This is a genomic window from Ilumatobacter nonamiensis YM16-303 (assembly GCF_000350145.1).
Classification (GTDB): Bacteria; Actinomycetota; Acidimicrobiia; order Acidimicrobiales; family Ilumatobacteraceae; genus Ilumatobacter_A; species Ilumatobacter_A nonamiensis.
Genome location: NZ_BAOL01000072.1, coordinates 1 through 24,097 on the forward strand (window position 1 = coordinate 1; position 24,097 = coordinate 24,097).

Consider the following 24,097-nt stretch of genomic DNA (forward strand, 5'->3'; position numbering starts at 1 on the left):
GCGCTCCGTGCGCGAACTGTTCACGAGTTGGACCGTTCCCGCGGGTTCGTGGCCGACGGGCAGTAGCCTGGAACGTCTACATATCGAATACACGGGGCTGACTGGTTTCGACGTCAGTAACGCTGTTCGAGTTTGCGACCCGAGTTTCTCAGACTCGTTAAACGGGGAAACCACAGAATTGCCGATGAGCAGTTCGCTCTCGCCGCCTGATTTTCAGGTGAGTGAAGAGTCATCGTGAGCAGAAATGCCGCACGGGGCCAGTCAGCTACAGCCCGGCAACAGAAGTAGCCGATGACGGTGGGAAAGACCACTGACGGCGAGAAAGACCGCTGACTTTCAGGAAAGACTGAGCGTGGTCCGCCTCGAGCGGACAGCCGACCCGTCGGTGTCTCAGCGTCAGAGGCAATGTCGGGAATGGTCGTAGCGAGTTCGTTCACCGGCTGATGGACGGGGGTTCGATTCCCCCCAGCTCCACTATCAGGTTGTGGCCGTGCGGTCGCGTGTGGCCCGGCGCGGCTCGAGCGGCGCAACTGATCGCAGGCTCTCTCGGTTCGCGGCGATCACCTCAGCAACGTCGCTCGAACGACGCCATGACCGCTCGGACGAGCCAGCGGGTCGCGACGGATCGAGTTACGGCGCTGGGGCTGTGGGGTCGTAGTCGAGTGGGGCGCCCTTGGGGACGGCGTCGTGTTGGAGTGAGGCCTGGAACTCGGCGACCTTGGGCATGAACACCTTGTAGAGCACCCAGGAGTGGACTTCGTTGAAGTTGTAGGGGGTGTTCTCGTCGGGGTTCACGGTGAGGTTGTAGATGTGCGGTGTCGCCAACTTCTGGATCGGTGCGAAACCGTTCTCGACGACATGGGTGAGCACCTTGAAATTGCGGTACCGCATCCCGACGAGGAGTTCATCGAAGAACATCATGAAGTGCTCGCGTTCGGACGTGTCCTGTTCGCCGGCGAGGAACCGGGACTGGTCGACACCGTCGAGCACCCGATCGGCGGGCAGATGCTCACCGTGGCCCATGATGTGCATCAGTGTCGGGTACCAGTCGACGACGTGGAACATCTCGTCGGACGCTCCGGTGCGCAGCTTGTCGGCCCACTGGACCAGTCCGACCGTGCGGTTGTTGCCCTCGTACGTCGAGAAGTAGCCGCCCCGCCAGTTGCCTTCGGACCCCTGGTTGTTCGGGGCGTGGAAGGTGGTGTCGCGACCGTTGTCACCGGCGAAGATCACGATCGTGTTGTCGCGGATACCGAGTTCGTCGAGTACGTCGAGCAGACGCCCGAAGTCGCCGTCGACCATCTGAATGCAGTCCGCCACGGGCCCGCCGTCGGAGGAGTCGATGTACTCGTCGCGCGGCAGCGTCGGGAAATGCATGTTCGAATGGTTGAAGTACAAGAAGAACGGCTCATCGGCGGCGACCGAGTCGCGCATCCACTGCTCACCCTTCTCCAGGAAATCGAGGTCGATGTCCTTGCGCACCTCGCGGTCGAGGACCTTGACGTTCTCGAGGTGACCGGGACCGGTCGACTCGATGACGTACTCGGGTTCGAGATCGGTGCGCTTGAAGAACTTGTCGTCGGGCCACATCGCGACGTCCCACGTGTCACCGATCCCGTACCAGTAGTCGAATCCGTGGTCGGTGGCGTAGCGGCCCTCTTCCTTGCCGCAGTGCCACTTGCCCATGATCGCGTTGCGGTACCCGATGTCCTTCAACGATTGGGCGATCGTGGTCTCCCACGACACCAGCCCGTTGCCGGGCATCACCGACGTACATCCGGTCCGCACCGAGTGCCGGCCCGTCATCAACGCCGAGCGCGTCGGCGTGCACTGCGCTTCGACGTTGTAGTTGGTGAGCTTCAGCCCGTCGTCGGCGAAGCGGTCGACGTTCGGCGTCTCGGCACCGAGGGTGATGCCGCCGCCATAGCAACCGAAGTCACCGGTCGAGATGTTGTCCACATGGAAGAACAACAAATTCGGACGTTCACTCATGACCACTACTTTCCGTACGGGAACGCGGTGGATTCTGTTTTCACCGCTGCCCGATCTTCCCGCGCGTCCTCGGTTGTCACCATCCGAAACCTGCATTTTTTGGGGGCGGGTCCCGGGAAGGCTCATCGCGCCGCGGCGACCAGCACTAGGTTCCGATTGTCGTCCGAGTACCCAGGGGGTTCGACATGGAGGCGTTCCAAGCCATCTTCAACACGGTCCTGATCGTGTTCATCGTCACGACGATGCTGTCCGCCGGTTTCAACACGACCTTCGAGCAGATCGCGTCGTTGTTCTCCAAGGTCTGGCTGGTGGTGGCGGTGCTCGTGGTCGGCTTCGTCGTTCGACCCCTCGTGGGCTGGGGCACCGCCGAGGTCTTCAGCCTGGCCACACCGGCGTTCATCGCGATGGCCCTGCTGTGGGCGTGCCCGGGCGCCCCGTTCGGCGCGAAGCTCGTCATGACCGCGAAGGCCGACATCCAGTCAGGCGCGGTCCTCCAGGTGATGCTCGCCTCCATCGGCAGCATCACGTTCGCCCCGACGGCGAACGCGATCATCGCTGCCGCCGACCTCGGCGATGACGTGTCACTCCCCGTTGCCGACCTCATCAAGACGGTCGCCGCGCTGCAGTTGATCCCGTTCGCGGTCGGCATCCTTACCCGACACTGGGCCGAGGAACGCGCACTGGAGTGGAATCGGTTCGCGTTGAAGACGTCGAGCATCACGTTCGTCTTCGTGTTGGCCGGAGCTCTCCTCGGGAGTTGGGAGACCGTGATCGACCTCATCGGTTCGAAGGTGATCGTCGCCGCGCTCGTGGCGTCGATCGTGATGATCGCGATCGGCTACTTCGTGTCGGTCGGCGAGTCGCCGACGAAACAGGCCGCCGCACTCGTCCAACCGTGCACCAACTCGGGGCCGGCGTTCGCGGCAGCCGCGATCGCGTTCGACAACGATCCCGAGATCCTCGGAGCGATCACCGCGATCCTGTTGTTCCAGATCGTGGCCGGGCTGCTCACCGCCGTGTACTTCTCGAAGCAGAACGACGACGAGTCGAGTTACTCGAGAACCGTGTCGCCGCAGCCGGCGTCGGCGTGAGTCAGCGCTCCGAGCGTCGCCGGCGAATGACCACCACGGCACCGATCGCCAACACCACCGTCCCGACGATCAGGATCGTCCGGTAACTGACTCGCGCTTCCTGCGCCGCCGTCGCCACCGACTCGGCACGAGCCAGCCCGGCCTGCACGGTGTCGAGGTTCGCTTGCAGTTCGGCGACCTGCTCCTCGGCCGCCTGGATGCGTTCGACGGAGTTTATCGCTCCGGGCTCAGTGCTCTGCGTCACGAGAGGTCTGCACGGCGCCGTCGAGGTGGTCCCGCAGTCGGTGCAGGGCCTGCTGGGTCTCATCTTGCAGCTCGACCTCGTCGAGGCGGGCATTCTGGTCGTCGTCGTCGTTGAACAGTCCCATGTCGGATCCTCTCGGGGGCGTGCAGCGGACAACCCGCCGCGCGGGGAAACCTACGGGCACCGCCCGGACGGATCCAGCCGAAACCTGCACGCTCGCCGCACCGAGACGCGTTGTGGCTCGCGTCAGCAGACGTTGGATCGAGCGAGGCTTGCGGACGGGGGTTCTCCGTACGTTCGGCGGTACATCGCCGCGAAACGGCCCGCGTGACTGAAACCGTGATCGGCAGCCACATCGGTCACGGTTTCGATGTCGGGAGGCGCCTCAATCAGGACTTGTCGGGCGGCCTGCAACGCCCGTTGACGAAGGAATGCAGCGACGCCGACCCCGGTGACGTCGGTGAATGCGGTCTGCAATCGACGCTCCGACACGCCGACGTGACGACACAAGGTGAGCACCGGAGCGCGCCACGTCCCGTTTCGTTCGAGGAACGCGACGCACTCGCGGACGATCTCCTGTGAGCTCCAGCCGCGGGCCTTCGGGTCCGATTCACTCGGACGGGTCACGAGTTCCACGATGGCTTGCACGATCCACTGCTCGGTCTGCTCGGCCGGCTCGGAGCCCCGCTGCTGGGTCACGAACTCGGAGACCCACCCCGGTCGAGTGGCGGGAACGATCGAGCGGAGCGTGCGCGACGGTGGTCGCCGCCCGAGCGTCTCCGCCGCGCGTTCGATCGACTCCCACGGGACCGCAGTGAGCACATACCTCAGACCAGCCGGATCGAGAGCGGCCTGCGTGGCGCCTGGCCCGTACACGAACGTGGAACCGCCGCGCAGATCGATCCCGTCCCATTTTCCGCCAGGTGGGGTGTCGAGCACCGAGACGACGACCAAGGTGTCGTCGTCGGCGCGCGCCTCGCCTGCGACTGTGAAGCCCATCTCGACCTCGGCGGTCGCCACCGACCCGAACCGACGGAGCACCAGTTCCGTGGGACGATCGGAACCGGTGATCCGAACGAGTTCGCCGGACGCTCCGGGCAGCGCCATCACGTACGCGGCGCCATCGTCGGCGCGCACGGTTGCCGCCGTCTCCATGGCCGGGGCGCACTCCGTGTGGGTTCCACGCACGGCCGGAACGTAGCACCCTGACCAGGGGTGATGCGCAGGTGTACGGCCGATCCGGGTGTCCCCCGGCTTCCATCTGTGCACGTTTCGGCTGGCGCCGCCCACCCGCGACGATCCACGATGCCGGAGATGGGACCGGTCCGCGCGCGCATTCCGATGCCTCGAAGCGAGTGAGGCTGTCGCCGATGCGTTTCCCCATTCAGTCACCCCGGAAGATGTTCTCCCGGCGCGGAGCGCGCGACGACGCGATGAGCGGTCTGGTGCTCGGAATCGAGAGCGTGCCCGACGGCCTGGCGAGTGGCCTACTCGCCGGTGTCAACCCGGTGGCCGGCCTGTACGCCTACATGTTCGGCGTCGCCGGAGCGGCACTGTTCACGAGCACCGCGTTCATGGCCGTGCAGGGAACCGGCGCGATGGCGATCATCATCAGCGACGTCGACCTGGCCAGCCGCGATGACCCGATCCGTGCGCTCTACACCCTCTCCATCCTCACCGGTGTGGTGATGATCGTCGCCGGGCTGTTCCGCTTCGGGACCTTCCTCCGATTCGTCTCGAGTTCGGTGATGACCGGTTTCATCAGCGCGGTCGGGGTCAACATCGTGCTCGGACAACTCGACGACTTCACCGGCTACGCCGCGAGCGGGTCGAACCGGGTCACCCGGGCGGTCGATCTCGTACTGCACTTCTGGAAGGTCGATCTGGCCACCGTGGCGGTCGGCGTGATCACGATCGTGCTGATCGTGATGCTCCAACGCACTTCGCTCGGCGCGCTCGGCCTCGTCGTCGCAGTCTTCGTCGGCTCCGCGATCGCGGCTGTGCTGGCCGCCCTCGACAACGAGATCGCACTGGTCGCCGACATCGCGACGGTTCCGAGCGGACTACCCGCCCCGGTGCTCCCGGTACTGAGCGACGTTCCGGCACTGATCGTTCCCGCGCTGTCCCTGGCATTCGTGGGACTGATCCAGGGTGCCGGCGTCTCCACCGGTTTCCCGAACGACGACGGGACCCCTACCGACGAATCACAGGATTTCGTGGCACAAGGCGCCGGCAACGTCGCCGCCGGATTCTTCCAGGGCATGCCGGTCGGTGGGTCGATGTCGGCGAGTTCGCTGATGGTCACCGCCGGGGCGCGGAGTCGACAGGCCGCCTTCTTCGCTGCGGGCGTGATGGCGATCGTGGTGATGGTGTTCGGCGGGGTGATCGAGCAGATCGCGATGCCCTCGCTCGCCGCGCTGCTCATCGTGGTCGGCGTCGGCACCGTGCGGGTCCCCCAGATCGTGTCGGTGGCGAAGACCGGAACCGTGCCGCTCACGGCGATGGTGACCACGTTCGTCCTGACCCTGCTCGTCCCGCTCCAGTTCGCCGTGCTCGTCGGTGTCGGGATCGCGGTGATCCTCTTCGTCGTGCAGCAGTCGGGCCACCTCGTCACCAAGCAGGTCCTGTTCCACGACGACGGCACGGTCGAGGAAGTCGACCCTCCCGAGGAGGTGCCGGCCGGCGAGGTCGTGGTCCTGCACCCGTACGGCGCGCTGTTCTTCGCGACGTCGGCCCGGTTGGGAGAGCAGATGCCCACCGTCACACCGGCGTCCGATCACGCCGTCGTGATCCTGCGAGTCCGCGGAGCAGACGACGCAGGTGTCACACTTCTCGACATGCTCACGAATTACGCCGACGAGTTGAGTCACGTGGGGAGCAAGCTGATGATCGTCACCGACAATCGACGCGTGATCCGCCAGTTGCGTGTCACCGGGGCGACGGCAGCGATCGGCGAGCACAACATCTACCGGAGCACCCGGTTCGTGGGTGAGTCCACCCGACGCGCGTACACCGACGCCGTCGAGTGGATTGCCGACCGGTCGCCGACTCCGCCGACCGGTCGCGCCGTCGACAACGATCCCGAGTCCGGAGAACGAGGCGAAACATGAAGCACGACCTTTCCGCACGATCCATCGCGATGGGTTCGTCCGTCCTGATCTTCGTCGCGCTGGCGACACCGGGGGCTGCGGTCACGGCGACGGTCGACGCGTCCGGCCCTGCGTTGTACGCAACCGTCACGACAGATGACGTGTCGAGATCGGCAACCGTCGAGGACGATCAGAACGAGGACGACACGCCCGAGTCGGAGGCACCGGCGCCGGAGACGGATCCGCCCGGCACCGAGCCCGCCGACACCACGACGGACACCGCCGCCGACCTCGGGGTGATCGGCGCCGACCCCGACGTCGACGGAGGCGATGTCGCGGTGATCGCCGTCGTCGGCCTCGTAGCGGTGCTCGGTGTCGCGGCATGGTGGATGACACGCCGTCGAGATCCCGACGACGCCCGTTCGGCACCCTCCGCCACGTCCGACTCGACCGGGCACGGCGTGCTGTGAATGATCCGACGACCGATCCGGATGTGCGGCCCCGGCGGGCAGCGTCGACGGAGCGACGACGAATCCCGTCGTGGGCCGAGCGATCGGCCCGGTGGGCCTGGGCGTTCATCGGAATCGTCGCGGCCCTTGCGTTGGTGGTCCTTGCCCTCGCGGCGCTGAACGAACTCGTCGTTCCCCTGATCGTCGCTGCGGTCGCCGCCGTCCTGTTCGCACCGGTCGTCGATTGGCTGGAGCGTCATCGCGTGCCGCGCCGGCTCGCTGCGGGCATGCTCACACTGCTCGTCGTCGCCGCGGCGGTCGCGGTGGTGGTGGTCATCGTCGTCGCCGTCGCCGACCGATCCGACGAACTCGCCGATCAACTCGATCAGGCGTGGACCGAGCTCGGCGACGTGGTCGACATCCCTGCGCTCGACGACATCGATGTCGATCTGGGCGCGGCAGGGCGCACCGTCGCCGAAGGGGCCGGGTCACAGGTCTCCTCGCTCGTGGGTTCCGCGGTCGGCGTGATCACCGGGCTGATCCTCGCGCTCGTTCTGCTCTACTACCTCCTCCTCGACGGCCGCCACTTCGTCGAGCGCTGGCTCGCCGGTCGACCGGAACATTCCCAGGCCCAGGCGCGACGGATCCTGTTCCAGGCGGCCTCGACGATCCGCGACAACGCACGGGGCCGCACGGCGCTCGCCGCCGCCCAGGCGCTGTTCGTGTTCGTGGTGCTGCTCGCACTGGGGGTGCCGCTTCCCGCAACGATCGCGCTGGTCAACTTCGTCGGAGCGTTCATTCCGTATCTCGGCGCCTTCGTCGGCGGGGCCTTCGCCGTGCTCGTCGCCCTCTCCGAGGGCGGGATGCAGCTCGCCGTCGCGGCGCTGGTCGCGGTCGTCGTGATGAACGTGGTGGTCGAGAATCTCCTCGAGCCACGGCTGATCGGCTCGTCGATGAAGATGCATCCGATCATCGTGTTGATCGCGACGGTGGCCGGCGGAGCCGTTGCCGGCCTCCTCGGGCTGATCCTCGCCGCGCCCGTCGTCGCGATCGGCACGAACGTGTACCGAGAACTCCGTTCGTCGGGAGTGTTCCCATCGAGCGACGAATCGACGACGGAACCAGACCCACCGGACGCGTGACCGCGTCTTCGCTTCTTACGACCTCGCGGTGCTGTCGGCGACCCTCTGACGCCGCCGATCCGAACCGGTCGGCTGGCTCTCGATCTCGTCAGGTCTCGGCACGACGTCGTCGGGCGTCCCGAGAACCCGTAGACAGATGACGAGCGAGACGATTCCCAGCACGACCCCGGCGACGACGTCACTGAGGTAGTGCATCCCCTGGTACATCCGGGCGAGCGCGACGGCCAGCACCACGGCCACGAGCAGGACCACCGCCAGCGCGCGGATCCAGCGGTTGCGGGTGTGCCAGAACACGATGATGACGAGCGCGCCGTACACGGTGGCTGCCGCGACGTGACCGGACGGAAAACTCGAATCGACCGGCGAGTCGAGCAGCCGCTCGACGTCGGGACGGGGACGACCGACGATGAAGCTGACGATCACGAATGCGGTGGCTTCGAAGATCAGCGTCAGCGCGAGGAACACCGCCTCGTGCCATCGTTTCCAGACCATCGTCGCGACGACAGCGAAGACGGCCGTGGCGATGATCTTGATGTGGGTCGCCGCCAGCATGGCGGACCAGTGGGCGAGGTCGGTCTGGAAGTTCGTCCGGCCCGAGGCAAAGCGTTCGGCCACGTCCTGGTCGAATCGCGTGAGGGCGTTCGGCGCCAACGCATCGGTCGCCAGCCAACCGACCAGGCTGAACCCGACGACCACGAACGCCAGGGAGACTCCGAGCTGGATCCACTCTGCGCGATGGAGCGGCCACGTGGCCTTCCACCACGGCTCGGAGTCGGATCGTTCCGTCGGGGGTGCGGCGGCGGTCATGAATCGGCTCCCACCAACCGGCGCTTCGGCGCGCTCAGCGCACAGAAGATCCCGTACAGCAACAGGCCTGCACCAACCGCGACGACGAGCCACGTGCCGAGTCCGGACGAGGCCGCTTTGCGGAGTGACCCGTCGAGGCCCTGGGCGTCGTCGGGGTCGAACCGGATCGCCGATCGTGCGAGGAAGAAGCCGATCAGCGACATCATGGCGGCGCGACCCACCCATCCGATGCGTCCGAGCACGACCAACATCTGGTGCGACACCGGACCGACGCTGCCCGGCATCAACTGTGACTCGAACGAGGCGCTGATCGCTTTCCAGAGGAACACCGCAGCGATCACGATCAGGATCGCACCGATCACGAAGATCAGGGCTCGCCCGGCACTGTTGGTCATGAAGTCGCGCGTGAAGCTCTCGACCTTGCTGTCCTCACTGCTCTCGCCGGACTTCGACGGTTGGCGGGCGAACGTCACCGCGGTCCACGCCAACAGGAGGTAGGTGACGGCGCTGACCAGGTATCCACCGCGTGTCAGCCACCCTTTCAAGTCGTTGTCCGCCGGCAGCAGGACGCTCGCGATCCGCCACAGCGAATAGGTGACGAGCCCGATCGCCACCACCCAGAGCACGGCCACACCGGCCGGATTCTCGGCGATGCGGGCGATCGCCCCGGTCTGGCTCGCTTCCTGATCGCTGCCACCGTCGGATGTCGACCCGTCGGACGCCCGAACCCCGATCAGGAGGGCCAGGATCCCGGTGAGCGCGTACACGACGCCCTTCGCGATCCATCCGACGCGTGCGAACTTGACGACCGCAGGGTGCTCGCGAGCGAACTCCTCGGCCCGCTCGACACCGACATCCTCGTTTCCGGTCGTGTCGTGTGCTGTGGTGCTCATGGTGCTTTCTCCCCTGTGTCGGCGGTCCACGGTTGGCAGATTCGGATCGCCTGTGGCACGCATCGGATCTCGAACTCGTTCGTGCGGTCTCGGTCGCCACCATCGACCTCCCACGGGAGGGACCGGTCGAGCGAGACCGTCAACTTCTCGGCGGTGACCACCTTGGTGAGCGGGGACTTGTGTGCCCGCTTGAAGGTCGCGCTGGTGAGCAACCGCAGCCACTCGGTCGACGACCGCGCCTCGACGACTCCCACATCGAGGCGACCGTCGGTCGGCGACGCGTCGGGAAACGCCTCGAGCCCACCGAGAATCGTGCCGATGTTCGCGACGATCACGCAGCTCGCATCTCCCGTGTACCACGGCTTCCCATCGACTTCGATCACGGCGTGCGCCGGACTCACGTCTCGATTGCGCATCCCGGCCACGACATAGCCGACACGACCGAAGCGTTCCTTGAGATCTCCGTCGTCGGCGTCGCGAATCAACATCGCGTCGAAGCCGGTTCCCGCCATGACGGCGAAGTACGTGCCGTTCATCTCACCGACATCGATCGCACGCGGATCGCCGCTCACCGCGATGTCGACCGCTCCGCGGAGGTCGATCGGGATGTCGAGGTTGTTGGCGAGCAGGTTGGCCGTCCCTGCCGGCAGGATGCCGATGGCGACGTCGTCGTATCCCTCGTCGATGATCGTGTTGATCGCTCGCCGAACCGTTCCGTCGCCGCCCCACATCAGGACCCGGTCGACACCGTGCTCCTCGACGAGTTTGCGGATCTTCTTGGGCGCCTTCTTGCTCTTCGACACCTCGTACCACGGAGGATCCGGATGCCCGGCGTCGGCCAGCGCCGACCGCAACTCCTCGAGACCACCTCCGAGTTCCTTGCCCTCGTTGACGATCACGCCGACCGTCACCGGCCGTCCGTCGGACGTCGATCCATCAGCTCCCATTGCGGGCTCCGTTCAGTTCGGATTCGTTCGCGACGGGTGTCGCGGCGAGTTCGTCGACCGGCTCGCCGAAGCGTTGCAACCGTCCGCCGAAGATGACCGCGACGACGAAGAACCATGCCCACCCGACGGTGAGACCGGCCACCACGTCGGTGACCCAGTGCACCCCGAGCAGCGTGCGGCTCGATGCGACCAGGCATGCGATCGCCGCCGCGAGGGCGAACAACCAGGGCCGAACCCGTGGCGGAAACCCGCGGCCGACCACGAGCGCGATCGCCATCCAACACGCCGCAGACGCCGCGGAATGTCCCGAGGGAAACGACGATCCCGCTGCGGTGACCAGGTGATCGACGGGTGGGCGCTGTCGGTCGATCCACAGCTTGAGTGCGTTGTTGACGATCACGACGCCGATCCCGACGGTCAGGAGGAACCACAGTGAGGTGGCGTCCTTGCGACGGCGCCAGTCGATCAACCCGATCACTGTCATCAGCGCGAGCAACACGGACGTGCCGCCGAGATCGGTGACGACCTTCATGAACGAGGCGACGCCGTCGGTTGCGTGTTCCGGCCCCCAGTCGGCGACGGATTGATCCCACCGCGCGAACCCACTGTCCGTGTCGACCGTGTCGAACACCCAGCCGATGAACAGGCCCGCCACGAGGATCACGCCGAAACAGACCGCCACGGCCACTCCCCCGACGACGCGTCGATCGGCGTGGACGAGGAGTCGGTGCAGTCGAGGGTGCCTGGCCACCCGCTCGACGAGCCAGTGATCGGTCCGTTCGGCGTCGACCGGGTCGTCGAGGTGAGCGGGCCGTCCGCGCACGGCGGCGATCCCGATGAGCACGGCGGCGCCCACCAGACCGGCAAGCAGAACCGCGAGCAACGTCGACATCCGAGTGTCGTACCCCGATCACATTGCGGCCAAACGCGCAGAGAGTGGCGGAATGCGCACGGTGTTGGAACGATTTCGTCGCGGTTCTGTCATCGAGCGAGATCAGAATCGGGTGGGACCTGAGGAGGTGTGCTCATGCAATTTCCCCCGACGAACCCCACGCCGGACGAAGGTGAGTCCGGCGTTCTCGTGTCCATGGCCGACGACCTCGTCGTGATCCGGCCCGCCCAACGGGTCGAACTCGACACGACCCACGTCCTGGTCGACGCCGCCGCTTCCGCCGTGACCGCGGGTGCCCTGGTGATGGTGGATCTCGACCACGAGACCGACAGCGACGACCTCCTCTGGTTCCGGCCCCGCCACGACGACACAACCCCATCGCTCGCCAGCGAGCCAGGCGTCGCCGAGGTGCTCGCCCCGGGGTGGGTCCGACTCTCGACGCGCGACGCGTATTGGACCATCGACGTCGCCCGCAGTCGGCTGTTCCGCTCCGAAACGCTCGTCGACCCCCATTTCGTCGCGGATCCCGCCTGGACCGGCGTCCGCGCACTCTGGATCAGTTGCACCCATGTCACCGCACTCACGGCGGACGGTTCGTACCTGTCGACGCGGACGGCCTGGACGAGTTCACGCGCGCGGCGTCGCCCGATCCCTGCCTGACGCATCGACTGGGGTCTGATCCCCGTCGATACGCGACACTGATCGCATGGCCTCCTGCTGTGGACCGTCGCGAGAATCCGACGACGCGACCATCTCGCCACCGACCGCGGGGGTCAGCGGGGTCGCCGGCGCGACACGTGACGGTCTCGATCTGATCGCTCTCCCCGGCGGAACGTTCACGATGGGCACGAACGATCCACGTGGGTACCCGGACGACGGCGAAGGCCCCGAGCATCGAGTGGAGCTGAGCCCGTTCTCGATCGGCCGGCACCCGGTCACCAACGATCAGTTCGCCACCTTCGTCGACGCGACCGGCTACCGCACGACCGCCCAGCAGTTCGGCAACTCGTTCGTGTTCGCTGGGCTCCTCCCGGACGAGTTCCCCGATACCCGCGGCGTGGCCGCGGCGCCGTGGTGGCGCGAGGTGCTCGCCGCGGACTGGCGGCGTCCCGAGGGCCCGCAGAGCAATGTGGACGACCGCGGCGACCACCCGGTCATCCACGTCAGCTGGCTCGATGCAGTGGCGTACTGCACGTGGAGCGGCACCCGGTTGCCGACCGAAGCGGAGTGGGAGTACGCGGCGCGCGGGGGTCTCGATGGTTCGCATTTCCCGTGGGGCGACGAGCGGGAACCGGACGGCGAGCACCGCATGAACGTGTACCAAGGGCAGTTCCCCCAGGGCGACGACGGCGAGGACGGCTTCGTCGGCACGTGCCCGGTCGGCTCGTTCCCTCCGAACGGCCACGGCCTCCACGAGATGACCGGCAACGTGTGGGAGTGGTGCTCGGACTGGTTCGATCCCGGCTACTACGCGCGTTCAGCAGCGCAGGATCCGGCAGGTCCGAACGGCGGGCGCGCGCGGGTGATGCGCGGCGGGTCGTACCTCTGTCACGAGAGCTACTGCTGGCGCTATCGAGTCGACGCGCGGAGCGCGAACAGCCCCGACAGCACCACGGGCAACATCGGATTCCGCGTCGCCGCCTGACGTCGCTCCGTCATCGCGGCGGACCTCGACTCAGGTTCCGAGCAGCTTGGCCTTCTGCGCCGCGAATTCTTCTTTGGTGAGAATCCCCTGCTCCATGAGATCGGCGAGCTGCTTCAGCTGCTCGATCGGGACCGACGACTGCGTGGCCGGTGCCTGCGGTTCCGGCGCGTAATGCGGTTCAGGCGCGTATTGCGGCTGTTGGGCGTACTGCGGTTCGGCCTGTTGTGTCCACCGGTTGGCCTGTCGGCGCGACACGCGGTTCGACACCGCCGTCGCCGTTCCGGCAATCACTGCGGTGCGGGCCATTCCTCGAAGCAATCTGGGCATGGTTGTTCTCCGTTCTCGTGATCGTTCTTCGGTCAGACCGACTCGGTCGCGTCCAGCGAGTCGAGCACGTCAGTCAGCGGGATGTAGCCGGCCGCCACCAGCTGGCCGCCACCATTGCGCATCCCGGTGACGAAGTCTGCCGCCCACCGATTCTCGAAGATCAGGATCCCCGCGGACGCACCGATCGCGATCGAGTCTCGGGCATCGTCGAGGTCCGATTGGTCGAGCATCCCACTCGACGCTCCCTCGAACACGCTGAGATCGAAATCACCCCCGTCGATCTCGTGCAGCGACAGCGCGGCCACGGACCCGTCATCACGGCGGGTCACGAACTCGAGGTCGAGGATCCTGATGATCCCCTGATCCACGAGGTCGATCAGACTCTGCAAGCCCTCACCGGTCATCTTGTTCTCGGGGAACTCGACGATCAGATAGCTGATCGGTCCCATGGTCACGTCTTCGTCCGACATCTTGATCCTCCGTGCTGCGTGGTCGGTGTGCTGACGCCATCGTTCACCCAGCTCGGGTAGGCGCGCTCTACCCGGTGCGGGGTGGCTCGACGATCGTTGCTGGTCAGAAGACCGTCGGGACGGTGTACGGGGTGAGGTCGATCTCGACGTGCTCGGAGGGCGCCGGCCGCTCGGGGAGCTCGACCGTGAGCGGGTCGAGCGGTTCATAGGGCAACTGGCTCAGCAGGTGGGTGATCAGGTTGAGTCGGCCGCGTCGCTTGTCGTCGGTGCGAACGACGCTCCAGGGCGCCCAGCCGCTGTGCGTCGCCGTGATCATGTCGTCGCGGGCTTCACCGAAGTCGTACCACATGGTGTACGACCGGAGATCCATGTCGGACAGCTTCCAGATCTTGCGCGGATCGTCGATGCGCGACTGGAGCCGCTTGGTCTGCTCCTGCTCACCCACCTCGAGCCAGTACTTGAGAAGAATGATTCCCGAGTCGACCATGGCGCGCTCCACATCCGGAACCATTCGCAGGAAGCGCTCGGTGTCGTCCTCGCTGCAGAATCCCATCACCCGTTCGACTCCGGCGCGGTTGTACCAGCTGCGATCGAAGATCACGACTTCCCCGGCCGCCGGAAGGTGCGGCACGTAGCGCTGGATGTACATCTGCGACTTCTCGCGTTCGGTCGGTGCGGGAAGTGCCACGACCCGGAACACCCTCGGGCTCACCTTGGCGGTGATCGCCTTGATCGTTCCGCCCTTGCCAGCCGAGTCGCGACCCTCGAACACGACGCAGACCTTCGCGCCGGTCGCCTTCACCCACTCCTGGAGTGCCACGAGTTCGGCGTGGAGCCGTTTGAGTTCGCGCTCGTACGCCTTGCGTGACAGCTTGTCGGGTCCTGATCGAGTTTTCTTTCCCACGGCCCCACTCTGAACCTCCGCCCGACGGGCGGCATCACCCGCGCGCGGGTGGAACCGACGTCACGCCACCGGCTCGGCGACCGCACGCGAATCGACGCCTCGCCGATCGAAGATCTTGTCGACCGCGATGTAGGCGACCACCACGGAGATCACCACGAGAGTCGCGGATGCCGCTCCGGCGCCGGACACGAGCCCGGTCGCAATGACGACCGACGACAGCGGGAGCCGCATCACCGACACGACCGCCGCGGACAGCACGATCGCCACCGCCGCTCCCTGTGGGAGACCCGGCAGCCGGTCGGCCAGCAGCCCGCCGACGGTCCCGAGGAAGATCGCGGGGAAGACGCCGCCACCCCGGAACGCGCCCATCGACAGGCTCCACGCCACTCCCTTGAGCACGAGCAGCCATCCCAACGTGGCAGCAGGAATCGTGGCGGCCCCGTCGACGACGGGAACCAACGCCTTCGAGCCCGAGAAGAGCACGGCATACGAGGTCTCCCCGGTTCGCGTGAAGAGGACGGCCAGGGCGGCCACGGCGATGCCGACGACGGGAAGGAGCAGCAGCGGCCGGGGCGACACGAATCGCAACACCAACCGCCCACCGGTGACGACGAGAAATGCTGCCGCCGCGGCAAGGATCGCCAGTGGGATCGTCCAGGCGATCTGAACCACGGTCAGGTCACCCATGGCGGTCAGCTGCAGCGGGTACAGAGCGTAGGCGTCGACGCTGAGGCCGGTGATGTAGCCCAGTCCCAGGTAGACGACCGATCCCACGCCGGCGCCGATCAGGCACGGAAGCAGCACCACGGGCACCAGTGGCCCCGCGAGCCCGATCGCCTCCAGGATCACGATGGCGCTGACCAACGGGGAACGGAAGACCATCGCGAACGCCGCGCAGCTTCCGGCGGCCGACATGACCATGAGCGCCTGGTGCGGGGCGTCCCGCTGGACCGCGTGCAGCACGAGCAGACCGAGTCCAGCCCCGATGGCGATGACGGGAGCAGACGGACCCAGGACGAGTCCGAGCCCGAGCGTCGCCAATCCGGCGAGGATGACTCCCGGGAGGTCGACGTAGCGGGTCGGAGGCCCGGAACCCATCCCTTCGGCCGGCACCGAACCGCCTCGTCCCGGGAGACGGGTGATCGCGAGCGCCGTCACGAGGCCCGCAACGGCCAAGACCGGGATGGGCCACCACCGCGGAGGACCGTCGAACCCGATGACGTCCGGCAGGTCCTCGAACACGCGCTGTTGGATCCACGGCGTGAGTGTGAGGAAGCACCACGCAACCAGCGATGCAGCCAATCCGACCACCGCGGAGAGCAGCAGGAAGCGGATGTACTCCCTGCTGCGGATCACCGCCTGAGGATCGACGGGCGAGACAGCGGGGTCGGGCATCTCGCGAGACTGCATGATCTAGGTTGCCGGCGCCTCGTTCGGGACGGTCGCGGCGATCGGTCCACTCTTGCGACGCGACTTCCACACCGCATCGAGGACGATGCTCATCACGATGATGACGACCAACGCCACGGCCGTACCCGGCTCGTCGACCAGAGTCGTCACCGCGAAGGTGATCAACACCGCGGCTGTCGTTCCGATCGCGAGCAGGAGCATGCCCATGTTCGCTCCCGTCTCGCCCCGGACGCGCAGGTGCCCGATCGACACCATCGCGAACACGAGCAGGGCGATCGCACTACCGATCGAGGCGATCGCACTGAGGTCGAAGCCGACGGCGAGCACACTCGATGCGATCGCCGTGAGCACCAATCCCATCGGGGCGTGGTCGGCGACGCGCGACCCGAGCCAGGGCGGAAACTGACCGAGCAACGCCATCTCGTCGCAGAGCCCCGCCGCGGGATACAGGCCCGCATTGGTCGCCCCCGCCGTGGCGAACAGCGCGGTCACACTCATGAGCCAGTACCCCGCCTGGCCGAGCGTCGGCTCAGCCGCGACCGCGATCGCGGTGCCACCCGAGTCGATGACCTCCTGGACGCTCAGCGTCCCGAACACACCGAGGGCGACCGCGACATACACCGTGAGTGCGAGACCCAGTGCCAGATACATCGCTTTGGGAAGCTGACGGGACGGATCGCGCAGGTCCTTGGCCGTGAAGGTGATCACGCCGAACCCGAGGAAGGCGAAGAAGGTCAACGCGACGCTGGAGACGATGTCGCGCACGGACGGATAGCCCGAGAAGGCGAGCAGGTCGGGATCGATGTTGACCAGTGTGGTGATCGCGAACAGCGACAGGATGCCGATCACGACGTAGACGACGACGGTCTGGGCATGGGCCACCACCGTGGAACCGAACAGGTTCAGGCCGGTCATCACGACGACGACGAGTACCGCGAAGCACTTGATCGCGAACTCGTTGTCGGTGGAGTCGGTGACGGCCGCGCTGGCGTAGCTCCCGAACGACACGGCGACCATTCCGGTGATGATCGCGTTGGTGGCCAACAACAGCCAGGCGATGATGCCCGTGACATGCCCGTCGCCGTACCCGCGTCGGACGTACTCGAGCATGCCGCCCGCGGTGGGGTACCGCGCCCCGAGGCGTGCGAACGAATAGCCCTGCAGGAGGGCGATCACGCCGGCGAAGAGAAACGAGATCCAGACGGCTGCACCGGCAACCTCACCGGCGGCACCCAGCAACGAGAAGATCCCGGCGCCGACCATTGCACCCACTCCGATGAAGGCCGCCTGGCGGATTCCGATCGCGTGCGCAGATGGCGCGGGCGTGTCAGCGCTCGTCATCGGTTCATCCTCCGCGCGGGGCGGGTGGTCGCTCCCCACCCCCGCCGGGGTGGACCGACAGACCTCAGATCGTGGTTGCCGCGGGCCCGAATCGATCGATCACCACGCCGTGTCGGAGACCACGATCGCTCACGGTCATCGCATCGTGACCGAGTGCGGTCAGGATGGCCCGCACGATGCAGACGCCGCCGAGGATCACCTCCGCTCGCGCCGTCTGGAGACCGGCGACAGTTCGTCGTTCGTCGGCGCTGCGGCTCCTGTACATCTCGATCTGCCGATCGAGTTCAGCGAGATCGACGACCGTCCCGTGAACCACGTCGGGGTCGTACTCGGCGAGGCCGTGGGCCACAGCGGCGAGATTCGTCGCGGTCCCGCCGATGGCGATGATCCCGTCCGGCCGGGTCCGGCCGTCGAGACGAGCCAGTCGTGAAGCGATCGAGACCAACACCTCCTCGAGCGTCGCCGGCGAAACGGCACCCGCCAGTCCGAACTCCTCAGCGACCCGTACTGCGCCGACATCCACGCTGAACTGCTCGTCGATGCGGTCCCCACGACCGAACGTGAACTGGGTGCTTCCGCCTCCCGAATCGAACACGGCTCGGTTTCCGTGCACGGTCGGGAGAGCCGATGTTGCGGCGAGGTACGCGAGGCGAGCCTCCTCCGGACCCGAGATCGCTTCGATGTCGACAGCCACTCGGTCGCGTACGGCGTCGATCACCGAGGAGCGGTTGGGCGCCTGGCGCAATCCGGCGGTGCCGATTCCGACGATGTCGACGGGTCCGAGGTCGCGCGCGTCGGTCACCATCGCCCGAATCGCCTCGACCGTACGCTCCACCGCCGCGGCGTCGAGGACGCCGTCGTCGGACTGGTTCTCGCCGAGACGGGTCACCTCGGCACGGTCCGCCAGTGTCGACGACGTCCCATCCGCGTCGCGTTCCTCCAAGTGGTACTTCACCGAGTTCGTCCCGACGTCGATGACCGCGAGCCGAGACGACCCGAACCCGAGGAGCGCCTTGATGCCTCGCGCCATGCTGATGTTCGGTCGATCGCCGAGGCCGAGTCGGAACAGCGTGTCCATCACCTGGGTTGCGTCCGGCGACTCGATCGTGACGCTCCGTCCCACGTTTCCGTCGATGGTGATGTCGGTCATCTCGACCATGCACCCGTCGACTCGGAAATGCCGTCGTTTCTTGCTGACCGCCACGACCATCAGGTCATCGCGTGACTCACTGAGGTCGACGAGCCCATCCAGGGAGCACGGCCCCGGTCGCGACGGCATCGCCGAACCGAGCCCGGCGAGGATCGTGGCCAGGTCGTCAGCGGAGAGCGGGAACTCGGCGGAGAGCGCCGGCGCCCAGAGTTCGAGCCCTCGATCGTCGACGTCGAGACGCAGCTTCATGTCCAACAGTCCACCGCGGAGCTTGACCGACGCATTGCTCCGGGCAGACACGAAGTAGCGCTCGTGGCTGGTATCGACACGCTCCGATTGTCGTCCGTCCAGCACGCGATCGGCGGCATCGAACCGGCTCCCGACCACCCGCCATTCCCAGCGCGGGACCACTCCGGCCGGGAACTTCACAGCCGGGTTCTCCGAACTGTTCATTGCTCCGTCCTCCTGATGGGTGGTTGTACGATGCGCAGGCCGAGCCGCGGCCACGGGGGAGAACGAAACGACGATGACTGCGACCGCCAACGTTCGGATTGGTTCCCGAGCCGCCTATGCGGGACTCGTGTTCTGCGCACTGTACGCCATCGTCTTCACCGTGTTGAGCCGGATCCCCGACGCGTCCGCAACGCAGGAAGCCGCCAAGGAGTTCTACGAATCGTCCGGCGAACGGCGCCTGGTCCAGATCGCCGGCGTGTACCTGGTTCCGCTCGCCGGTATCTCACTCTTGTGGTTCACCGCCGCCATGCGCCATCGGGTCGCCGGCCTCGCCGCCCGTCAGGACGAACTGCTCTCGACGGTGCAATTGCTGAGTGCCGCCGTCTACGTGGCGATGGTCTTCGCGGCCACCGCGATTCTCACCGCACCGGCGATCGGACTCAGCACCGGCGTGGTGACGCTCGCCAATCTGGGCGCCGATCGCTCGATGCTGGTCGTCGGCGACTCGATCCTCGTGGTGTACGCGCTTCGCGCCGCCGGGGTCTTCATCGGTGCGGGAACCACCCGCGCACTCAAGTCCGGTCTGATTCCGAGATGGGTCGCGATGCTCAGCTACCTCCTCGTCATCGTGCTGCTGGTGACGGTCGCGAGAATTCGTGCGATCTCGATGTTGGTCCCCGTGTGGGTCGCCGTGATGAGCATCTTCGTCTTGGTGAAACGTCCGGCCGAACAACCCAGTGAATCGGCCTGACGTGTCGGCCGGGGTCAGACCCCGGTCGATACACCGGCGAACGACTCGTCGACCTTGCGCAGCTGCAGCATCTTGTCGATCCAGACGATCGCCGGAGCGAGGGCCGACAACCCGATGCAGATCGCCCATTGGGAACCGCTCAGCGAGGTGCTGAGCAGCAGGCGCTGCAGCATGCCGAGTTCGACCGCTGCCCAGGTGAGCGCCCAGCCGAGCAGGATCCACCCCATGTAGGGGAAGATCGGCGACGCCCACACCGGCTCACGTTCGCGACGCATGACGACACCCATGTTGACCGAACTCAACGCCACGACGGCGAAGGCCATGGTCATCGAGACGCTGGCGAACTCGGTGCTCGGCTCGTCAGGACCCCATGACAGCAACGACAGCGCGCTCACGGCGACCACGAAGCCGCTCACGAACCACCGGATGATCTGGTCACGGTTGACGATCCGCGTCCCCGGCGTACGCGGCGGTCGCTGCATCACGCCCGGGTCGGGCACATCGACGACGAAGCCGACCACCACCGCCACGACGACGAACAGCTTGCAGAACAGCAGCATCATCGGGAACATCGCGACGCCGCCGTTGATGTCGAGGATCGTCGCGAGCAGCATCAGCTGGAGCACGGACGACAGGATCGTGAGCTGGAGCTTCACGTACGAGGTGATCCGGCGGTAGATGTCACGTCCGAGATCGACCGCGTGGACGAGCGTCGCGAAGTTGTCGTCGGTCAAGACCATCTTGGCGGCCTGCTTGGACACCTCGGAGCCGCTGCCCATCGCGACGCCGACGTCGGCCTGCTTCAGTGCGGCGGCATCGTTGACGGCATCCCCGGTCATCGCGACGACCTCTCCCGACTCCTGCATGAGGCGCGCGAGGCGGACCTTGTCCTCGGGAGCGACCCGACCGAACACGTGGAGCTCGGGAAGGTTCTCGACCACGTCGGCGTCGCTCATCGCGCGGAGTTCGGCTCCCGTGGCCACGCCGGCGCCCAGTCCGAGTTCGTCCGCAATGGCGCGTGCGGTGATCGTGTGGTCGCCCGTGATCATGCGCACGTCGATCCCCGCCGAGAGTGCGATGGCCACGGCATCCTTCGCCTCGGTCCGCAGCGGGTCGATGATCCCGACGAGCGCGATGAAACGCAGATCGTGAACCGCCCCCATCGGATCGTCGAGGCCAGCGGTCGCCGCCGCCGGGTCGAGCTCGCGCACGGCGAAGGCCAGCACGCGCAGACCACGCTCCGACAGCTGCCGGTTGGCGGCGAGAATGTCCTCACGCACCTGATCGACCGGCACCTCGTCACCGTGCCAGAGGGCGTGGCTGCACCGCCCGAGCACCACGTCCGGAGCTCCCTTCACCGTCATGAAGTGCGGTTCGGTCAGCACCCCTCCGACCATCCAGTCCGGGCGTTCGTGGATCGTCGCCATGAACTTGTAGTCGGAATCGAACGGCACTTCGGCGCGGCGCGGGAGCTCCCGTCGCGTTTGCTCCGCCTCCACGCCCAACTTCGCGGCGAGAACCACGAGCGCGGCTTCGGTCGGGTCGCCGATCACCGTGCCGTCATCGGCGACGGTCGCGTCGCTGCACAGCGTCAGACCGAGGCCCAAGCGCTTGAACTCGGGGGGTGTGGTCCCGGCGACGCTGAGAACCGCCCCCGACTTCTCGTAGCCGCCGCCCTCGATCTTGAACCATTCGCCGCCGGCGAGCATGCTCGTGGCGGTCATCGCGTTCATGGTGAGCGTGCCGGTCTTGTCGCTGTTGATGACGGTCGTGCCGCCGAGCGTCTCGACGTCGGTCAGGCTCCGGACCACAGCTTTGTGCTCGGCGAGGCGACGCGCTCCCGAGCCGAGGATCGTCTGCACGAAGGTGGGCAACCCAGTGGGAATCGCCGAGATCGCCGTGGTCACGCAGAGCAGCGCGAGCGTCTCGCCATCTTGGTCACGGATGATCCCGAAGAGCGCGATGATCCCGACCGCCGTCGCAGCCATCACGCCGAACACCTTCGTCATCCCGTCCAGCTCCTGCTGGAGCGGCGACCGGGTGCGCGTCGTCGCCGACACCATGTCGGCGATCAGGCCCATCTGCGTCGTCGCACCAGTCGAGGTCACCATGAAGCTCGCCGATCCGCGGGTCACCTGTGTGTTCTGGAACACCATGTTGGTCCGGTCGCCGAGCGGAACCTCCGCACCCGGGATTGCCGCAACGCCCTTCGGGATCGGCGCACTCTCGCCGGTCAGGGCAGCCTCTTGCGTCTCCAGGGTCGCAGACGACAACACCCGACCGTCGGCCGGGACGAGGTCGCCCGCTTCCACCAACACCACATCGCCGGGCACCAGTTCGCTCGAGGGCAGCTGTTGGACCTCACCATCGCGTCGGACCCGAGCATGCGGGACCTGGAGTTGAGCGAGCGCGTCGACGCTCGCGAGTGCCTTCTTCTCCTGGCTGGTGCCCATCAGCACGTTGAACGACACCAACAGCGTCACGATCACACCGGTCGGGATCTGTTCGATCGCGTAGCTCACGACGGCCACGATGATCAACATGATGTTCATCGGATTGGTGAGCTGGGCGCGCGCGATCGTCCACGTGCTCGGCGGCGGCTCCTTGGTGATTTCGTTCGGGCCGTATTTCGCCAGTCGATCGCGGACGTCATCCGCCGACAGCCCGCGGTCCGGATCGACATCGAGTCGAGTGGCCGTGGCGTTCGGATCGAGTGACCACCAATCGGAGTCAGCCGCCGTGTTCAGTTCGGTCGTGGTCATCGTTCCTCTTCTCCCGGACGCAGCTCTCAGGCGAGTGCTCGTGCCTTTGCCTGTGCGAACTCGTCATCGGAGAGCACGCCCTTTTCGTGCAGCTCGGCCAATCGTGCCACCTCCTCTGCCGCGTTCCGGGGATTCGTCGCGGCGGTCTCCTGAACGTAGGACCGGAACTGCTGCTCACGTTCCTGCGCGTTGCGGATACTCCGCTCCTGCATCGACTTGCCGCGGGCGATCAGGTACACGAACACGCCGAGGAACGGGAGGAAGATCACGAAGATCGTCCACAACGCCTTTCCCCATCCCAACAGGTCATCGCTGCGGAAGATGTCCGAGAAGACCGTGATGACCGTCCAGATCCAGAAGAAGAACAGTGTGAACCAGAGCATCGACCAGAGGACCTGGCCCGTTCCGAATTGGGCGAGCAGAGCAATCATGATTCAGACCTCCCGGTCCCTTGTTGTGGTTGGTTGTGGATGGTTCGGTCGGACCGGATGGTCGGCGACGATGTGCATGTCATGACCCGGAGTCGACGGCCGCGATCTCGGCGGAGAAGAACTCGAGTGCGGTGCGCGTCTTCGTCTGCTGCTCCGCCAGGAGGTCGACACCGTGAGATGCCAAGAAGACCTTGGTCTCCGCGGCAACCTCGAACGCCTCACGCGGTGAACACTTGGTCGACAGCTCCAGCAGCCTCGTTCCGTCCGGGTAGTTCCAGAGCTCGGCGACCATCCGGTGCTCGAAGTCCGCGGGCGTGAACTTGAGCTTCAGGACGTTGATCGGTCCGAGGCGGCGCAGTTCGTCGAGCTCCAGCCCTTCGGGAGCGTGCTCGGCAAAGAACTTCCGCTGGTCCTTCGACAGGAGCTTGCGGATCGACGCCGCGCCATCGAACACGGCCTTGACCGCTGCGTCATCATGCTTGGCCTTCATGCTCGCCGAGCACACGAACCCACCGGGCATGGCGTCGACCTCGACACCGAACAGCTTCGACTTCCGCAATGACGGCGACAACTGCGCGGGGATGACCGGACGCAGCTTGACGACGGTGTCCCCCTCGCGGCCCTGGACTCGTCGGGCGCGCACCACCACACCACAGCGATTGAGCGCGAGATCGGGCGTGTCGAAGAAGACGACCTGGCGGATCTGTGCCTCGATGGGGTCGAGACCCAACGCGGACACCGTGGATCGGCGATTGGCATCGGGAACGCTCAATTTGAGCTCGACGGAGTCGGCGCCCTTGATGAGCGCGAGCAACTCGGCGAGCTGATCCGGGGACAACGCGTCGTTGCCCGGCCGGGTATCGACTGGTGTTTCGGACACGATGGTCTCCTGCTCGTCCACGTGACA

Annotated in this window: 24 protein-coding genes and 1 other RNA gene; 8 read left to right on the forward strand and 17 right to left on the reverse strand. The window is 66.3% G+C overall.

Annotation, left to right across the window (positions count from 1 at the left end; translation table 11 throughout):
• Positions 1–93: 93 nt before the first annotated feature.
• Positions 94–477: a transfer-messenger RNA gene (gene ssrA / locus ON45_RS22155) on the forward strand.
• 153 nt (positions 478–630) lie between these two features.
• Here ssrA and ON45_RS08345 read toward each other — a convergent pair.
• Positions 631–1,992, reverse strand: coding sequence for a sulfatase-like hydrolase/transferase (locus tag ON45_RS08345; protein WP_040493195.1), 1,362 nt, complete (start codon positions 1,990–1,992; stop codon positions 631–633).
• A 185-nt stretch (positions 1,993–2,177) separates the two neighbouring features.
• On the opposite strand from ON45_RS08345, the gene ON45_RS08350 reads away from it, so the two are divergent.
• The gene (locus tag ON45_RS08350; RefSeq protein WP_051062736.1) at positions 2,178–3,083 is read left to right on the forward strand and encodes a bile acid:sodium symporter family protein; all 906 of its coding nucleotides are present in this window, start codon (positions 2,178–2,180) and stop codon (positions 3,081–3,083) included.
• A gap of 1 nt (position 3,084) precedes the next feature.
• Here ON45_RS08350 and ON45_RS08355 read toward each other — a convergent pair whose 3' ends face one another.
• The 3 genes from ON45_RS08355 to ON45_RS21280 all read right to left on the reverse strand — a co-directional run bounded on the left by ON45_RS08355 (position 3,085) and on the right by ON45_RS21280 (position 4,515).
• Positions 3,085–3,327, reverse strand: coding sequence for a hypothetical protein (locus ON45_RS08355; RefSeq protein WP_040493196.1), 243 nt, complete (start codon positions 3,325–3,327; stop codon positions 3,085–3,087).
• Positions 3,311–3,451, reverse strand: a complete 141-nt coding sequence (locus ON45_RS23025) for a hypothetical protein (RefSeq protein ID WP_158412289.1) — start codon at positions 3,449–3,451, stop codon at positions 3,311–3,313. Before ON45_RS23025 ends, ON45_RS08355 begins: the two co-directional genes overlap by 17 nt.
• A gap of 122 nt (positions 3,452–3,573) precedes the next feature.
• Entirely contained in the window at positions 3,574–4,515 is a 942-nt protein-coding gene (locus ON45_RS21280; protein ID WP_148288585.1) for a helix-turn-helix domain-containing protein, read from the reverse strand.
• A gap of 182 nt (positions 4,516–4,697) precedes the next feature.
• Here ON45_RS21280 and ON45_RS08365 point away from each other — a divergent pair, with 182 nt between their 5' ends.
• Genes ON45_RS08365 through ON45_RS08375 form a run of 3 tightly spaced genes read left to right on the forward strand, consistent with a single transcriptional unit; the run spans position 4,698 to position 8,007 of the window.
• Entirely contained in the window at positions 4,698–6,437 is a 1,740-nt protein-coding gene (locus tag ON45_RS08365) for a SulP family inorganic anion transporter (RefSeq protein ID WP_206537665.1), read from the forward strand.
• On the forward strand, positions 6,434–6,886 hold the full coding sequence (locus tag ON45_RS23030; protein WP_040493197.1) for a hypothetical protein: 453 nt from the start codon (positions 6,434–6,436) through the stop codon (positions 6,884–6,886). The genes ON45_RS08365 and ON45_RS23030 overlap by 4 nt, the downstream gene beginning before the upstream one ends.
• Positions 6,883–8,007 (forward strand): AI-2E family transporter, encoded by a 1,125-nt coding sequence (locus tag ON45_RS08375; protein WP_040493198.1) that lies wholly within the window; start codon positions 6,883–6,885, stop codon positions 8,005–8,007. The genes ON45_RS23030 and ON45_RS08375 overlap by 4 nt, the downstream gene beginning before the upstream one ends.
• 15 nt (positions 8,008–8,022) lie before the next feature.
• Here ON45_RS08375 and ON45_RS21285 read toward each other — a convergent pair whose 3' ends face one another.
• From ON45_RS21285 to ON45_RS21290, 4 genes are read right to left on the reverse strand one after another with little or no spacing between them, the layout of a single operon-like run.
• On the reverse strand, positions 8,023–8,814 hold the full coding sequence (locus ON45_RS21285) for a phosphatase PAP2 family protein (RefSeq protein ID WP_051062738.1): 792 nt from the start codon (positions 8,812–8,814) through the stop codon (positions 8,023–8,025).
• Complete coding sequence (locus ON45_RS08385; RefSeq protein WP_040493199.1) at positions 8,811–9,707, reverse strand: DUF1206 domain-containing protein; 897 nt, start codon at positions 9,705–9,707, stop codon at positions 8,811–8,813. Before ON45_RS08385 ends, ON45_RS21285 begins: the two co-directional genes overlap by 4 nt.
• Positions 9,704–10,654, reverse strand: coding sequence for a diacylglycerol/lipid kinase family protein (locus tag ON45_RS08390; protein ID WP_051062739.1), 951 nt, complete (start codon positions 10,652–10,654; stop codon positions 9,704–9,706). Before ON45_RS08390 ends, ON45_RS08385 begins: the two co-directional genes overlap by 4 nt.
• Positions 10,644–11,546 carry a phosphatase PAP2 family protein gene (locus ON45_RS21290; protein ID WP_051062740.1) on the reverse strand — a complete coding sequence of 301 codons (903 nt, stop codon included), beginning with the start codon at positions 11,544–11,546 and terminating at the stop codon, positions 10,644–10,646. The genes ON45_RS08390 and ON45_RS21290 overlap by 11 nt, the downstream gene beginning before the upstream one ends.
• A gap of 135 nt (positions 11,547–11,681) precedes the next feature.
• Between ON45_RS21290 and ON45_RS08400 the strand changes: the two genes are divergently transcribed.
• The gene (locus ON45_RS08400; RefSeq protein WP_148288586.1) at positions 11,682–12,206 is read left to right on the forward strand and encodes a hypothetical protein; all 525 of its coding nucleotides are present in this window, start codon (positions 11,682–11,684) and stop codon (positions 12,204–12,206) included.
• Between the two features lie 46 nt (positions 12,207–12,252).
• Complete coding sequence (locus tag ON45_RS08405; RefSeq protein ID WP_040493201.1) at positions 12,253–13,191, forward strand: formylglycine-generating enzyme family protein; 939 nt, start codon at positions 12,253–12,255, stop codon at positions 13,189–13,191.
• Between the two features lie 30 nt (positions 13,192–13,221).
• Here ON45_RS08405 and ON45_RS08410 read toward each other — a convergent pair whose 3' ends face one another.
• The 6 genes from ON45_RS08410 to ON45_RS21295 form a co-directional block, all read right to left on the reverse strand.
• Positions 13,222–13,518, reverse strand: coding sequence for an SHOCT domain-containing protein (locus tag ON45_RS08410; protein WP_040493202.1), 297 nt, complete (start codon positions 13,516–13,518; stop codon positions 13,222–13,224).
• Between the two features lie 32 nt (positions 13,519–13,550).
• Positions 13,551–13,988 (reverse strand): DUF6325 family protein, encoded by a 438-nt coding sequence (locus tag ON45_RS08415; protein ID WP_173400692.1) that lies wholly within the window; start codon positions 13,986–13,988, stop codon positions 13,551–13,553.
• Between the two features lie 103 nt (positions 13,989–14,091).
• Positions 14,092–14,892: a polyphosphate kinase 2 gene (ppk2, locus tag ON45_RS08420; protein ID WP_040493203.1), complete on the reverse strand. Its 801-nt coding sequence runs from the start codon at positions 14,890–14,892 to the stop codon at positions 14,092–14,094.
• Positions 14,893–14,952: 60 nt separating this feature from the next.
• A complete protein-coding gene (locus tag ON45_RS08425; protein WP_158412291.1) occupies positions 14,953–16,287 on the reverse strand; it encodes a chloride channel protein in 1,335 nt (444 codons plus the stop codon).
• Positions 16,288–16,305: 18 nt separating this feature from the next.
• Positions 16,306–17,643 carry an APC family permease gene (locus ON45_RS08430; RefSeq protein ID WP_040493220.1) on the reverse strand — a complete coding sequence of 446 codons (1,338 nt, stop codon included), beginning with the start codon at positions 17,641–17,643 and terminating at the stop codon, positions 16,306–16,308.
• 64 nt (positions 17,644–17,707) lie between these two features.
• A complete protein-coding gene (locus ON45_RS21295) occupies positions 17,708–19,246 on the reverse strand; it encodes a Ppx/GppA phosphatase family protein (RefSeq protein WP_051062741.1) in 1,539 nt (512 codons plus the stop codon).
• A 73-nt stretch (positions 19,247–19,319) separates the two neighbouring features.
• On the opposite strand from ON45_RS21295, the gene ON45_RS08440 reads away from it, so the two are divergent.
• Positions 19,320–19,997: a hypothetical protein gene (locus ON45_RS08440; RefSeq protein WP_040493205.1), complete on the forward strand. Its 678-nt coding sequence runs from the start codon at positions 19,320–19,322 to the stop codon at positions 19,995–19,997.
• A gap of 14 nt (positions 19,998–20,011) precedes the next feature.
• On the opposite strand, the gene ON45_RS08445 is transcribed toward ON45_RS08440, so the two are convergent.
• The 3 genes from ON45_RS08445 to ON45_RS08455 form a co-directional block, all read right to left on the reverse strand.
• Positions 20,012–22,759, reverse strand: coding sequence for a cation-translocating P-type ATPase (locus tag ON45_RS08445; protein ID WP_051062742.1), 2,748 nt, complete (start codon positions 22,757–22,759; stop codon positions 20,012–20,014).
• A 26-nt stretch (positions 22,760–22,785) separates the two neighbouring features.
• Entirely contained in the window at positions 22,786–23,190 is a 405-nt protein-coding gene (locus ON45_RS08450; protein WP_051062743.1) for a PLD nuclease N-terminal domain-containing protein, read from the reverse strand.
• Between the two features lie 79 nt (positions 23,191–23,269).
• On the reverse strand, positions 23,270–24,091 hold the full coding sequence (locus tag ON45_RS08455) for a CYTH domain-containing protein (RefSeq protein WP_051062744.1): 822 nt from the start codon (positions 24,089–24,091) through the stop codon (positions 23,270–23,272).
• Between the last annotated feature and the right edge of the window lie 6 nt (positions 24,092–24,097).

Bases quoted from the DNA above. Each gene is read 5' to 3' on its own strand.
- ON45_RS21285 (WP_051062738.1), bottom strand. From the start codon at position 8,814: ATGACCGCCGCCGCACCCCCGACGGAACGATCCGACTCCGAGCCGTGG.
- ON45_RS08405 (WP_040493201.1), top strand. From the start codon at position 12,253: ATGGCCTCCTGCTGTGGACCGTCGCGAGAATCCGACGACGCGACCATC.
- ON45_RS08350 (WP_051062736.1), top strand. From the start codon at position 2,178: ATGGAGGCGTTCCAAGCCATCTTCAACACGGTCCTGATCGTGTTCATC.
- ON45_RS08430 (WP_040493220.1), bottom strand. From the start codon at position 17,643: ATGACGAGCGCTGACACGCCCGCGCCATCTGCGCACGCGATCGGAATC.
- ON45_RS08415 (WP_173400692.1), bottom strand. From the start codon at position 13,988: ATGTCGGACGAAGACGTGACCATGGGACCGATCAGCTATCTGATCGTC.
- ON45_RS08400 (WP_148288586.1), top strand. From the start codon at position 11,682: ATGCAATTTCCCCCGACGAACCCCACGCCGGACGAAGGTGAGTCCGGC.
- ON45_RS08440 (WP_040493205.1), top strand. From the start codon at position 19,320: ATGACTGCGACCGCCAACGTTCGGATTGGTTCCCGAGCCGCCTATGCG.
- ON45_RS23030 (WP_040493197.1), top strand. From the start codon at position 6,434: ATGAAGCACGACCTTTCCGCACGATCCATCGCGATGGGTTCGTCCGTC.
- ON45_RS08390 (WP_051062739.1), bottom strand. From the start codon at position 10,654: ATGGGAGCTGATGGATCGACGTCCGACGGACGGCCGGTGACGGTCGGC.
- ON45_RS23025 (WP_158412289.1), bottom strand. From the start codon at position 3,451: ATGGGACTGTTCAACGACGACGACGACCAGAATGCCCGCCTCGACGAG.
- ON45_RS08365 (WP_206537665.1), top strand. From the start codon at position 4,698: ATGCGTTTCCCCATTCAGTCACCCCGGAAGATGTTCTCCCGGCGCGGA.
- ON45_RS21290 (WP_051062740.1), bottom strand. From the start codon at position 11,546: ATGTCGACGTTGCTCGCGGTTCTGCTTGCCGGTCTGGTGGGCGCCGCC.
- ON45_RS08410 (WP_040493202.1), bottom strand. From the start codon at position 13,518: ATGCCCAGATTGCTTCGAGGAATGGCCCGCACCGCAGTGATTGCCGGA.
- ON45_RS08345 (WP_040493195.1), bottom strand. From the start codon at position 1,992: ATGAGTGAACGTCCGAATTTGTTGTTCTTCCATGTGGACAACATCTCG.
- ON45_RS08445 (WP_051062742.1), bottom strand. From the start codon at position 22,759: ATGACCACGACCGAACTGAACACGGCGGCTGACTCCGATTGGTGGTCA.
- ON45_RS08425 (WP_158412291.1), bottom strand. From the start codon at position 16,287: ATGCCCGACCCCGCTGTCTCGCCCGTCGATCCTCAGGCGGTGATCCGC.
- ON45_RS08450 (WP_051062743.1), bottom strand. From the start codon at position 23,190: ATGATTGCTCTGCTCGCCCAATTCGGAACGGGCCAGGTCCTCTGGTCG.
- ON45_RS21295 (WP_051062741.1), bottom strand. From the start codon at position 19,246: ATGAACAGTTCGGAGAACCCGGCTGTGAAGTTCCCGGCCGGAGTGGTC.
- ON45_RS08385 (WP_040493199.1), bottom strand. From the start codon at position 9,707: ATGAGCACCACAGCACACGACACGACCGGAAACGAGGATGTCGGTGTC.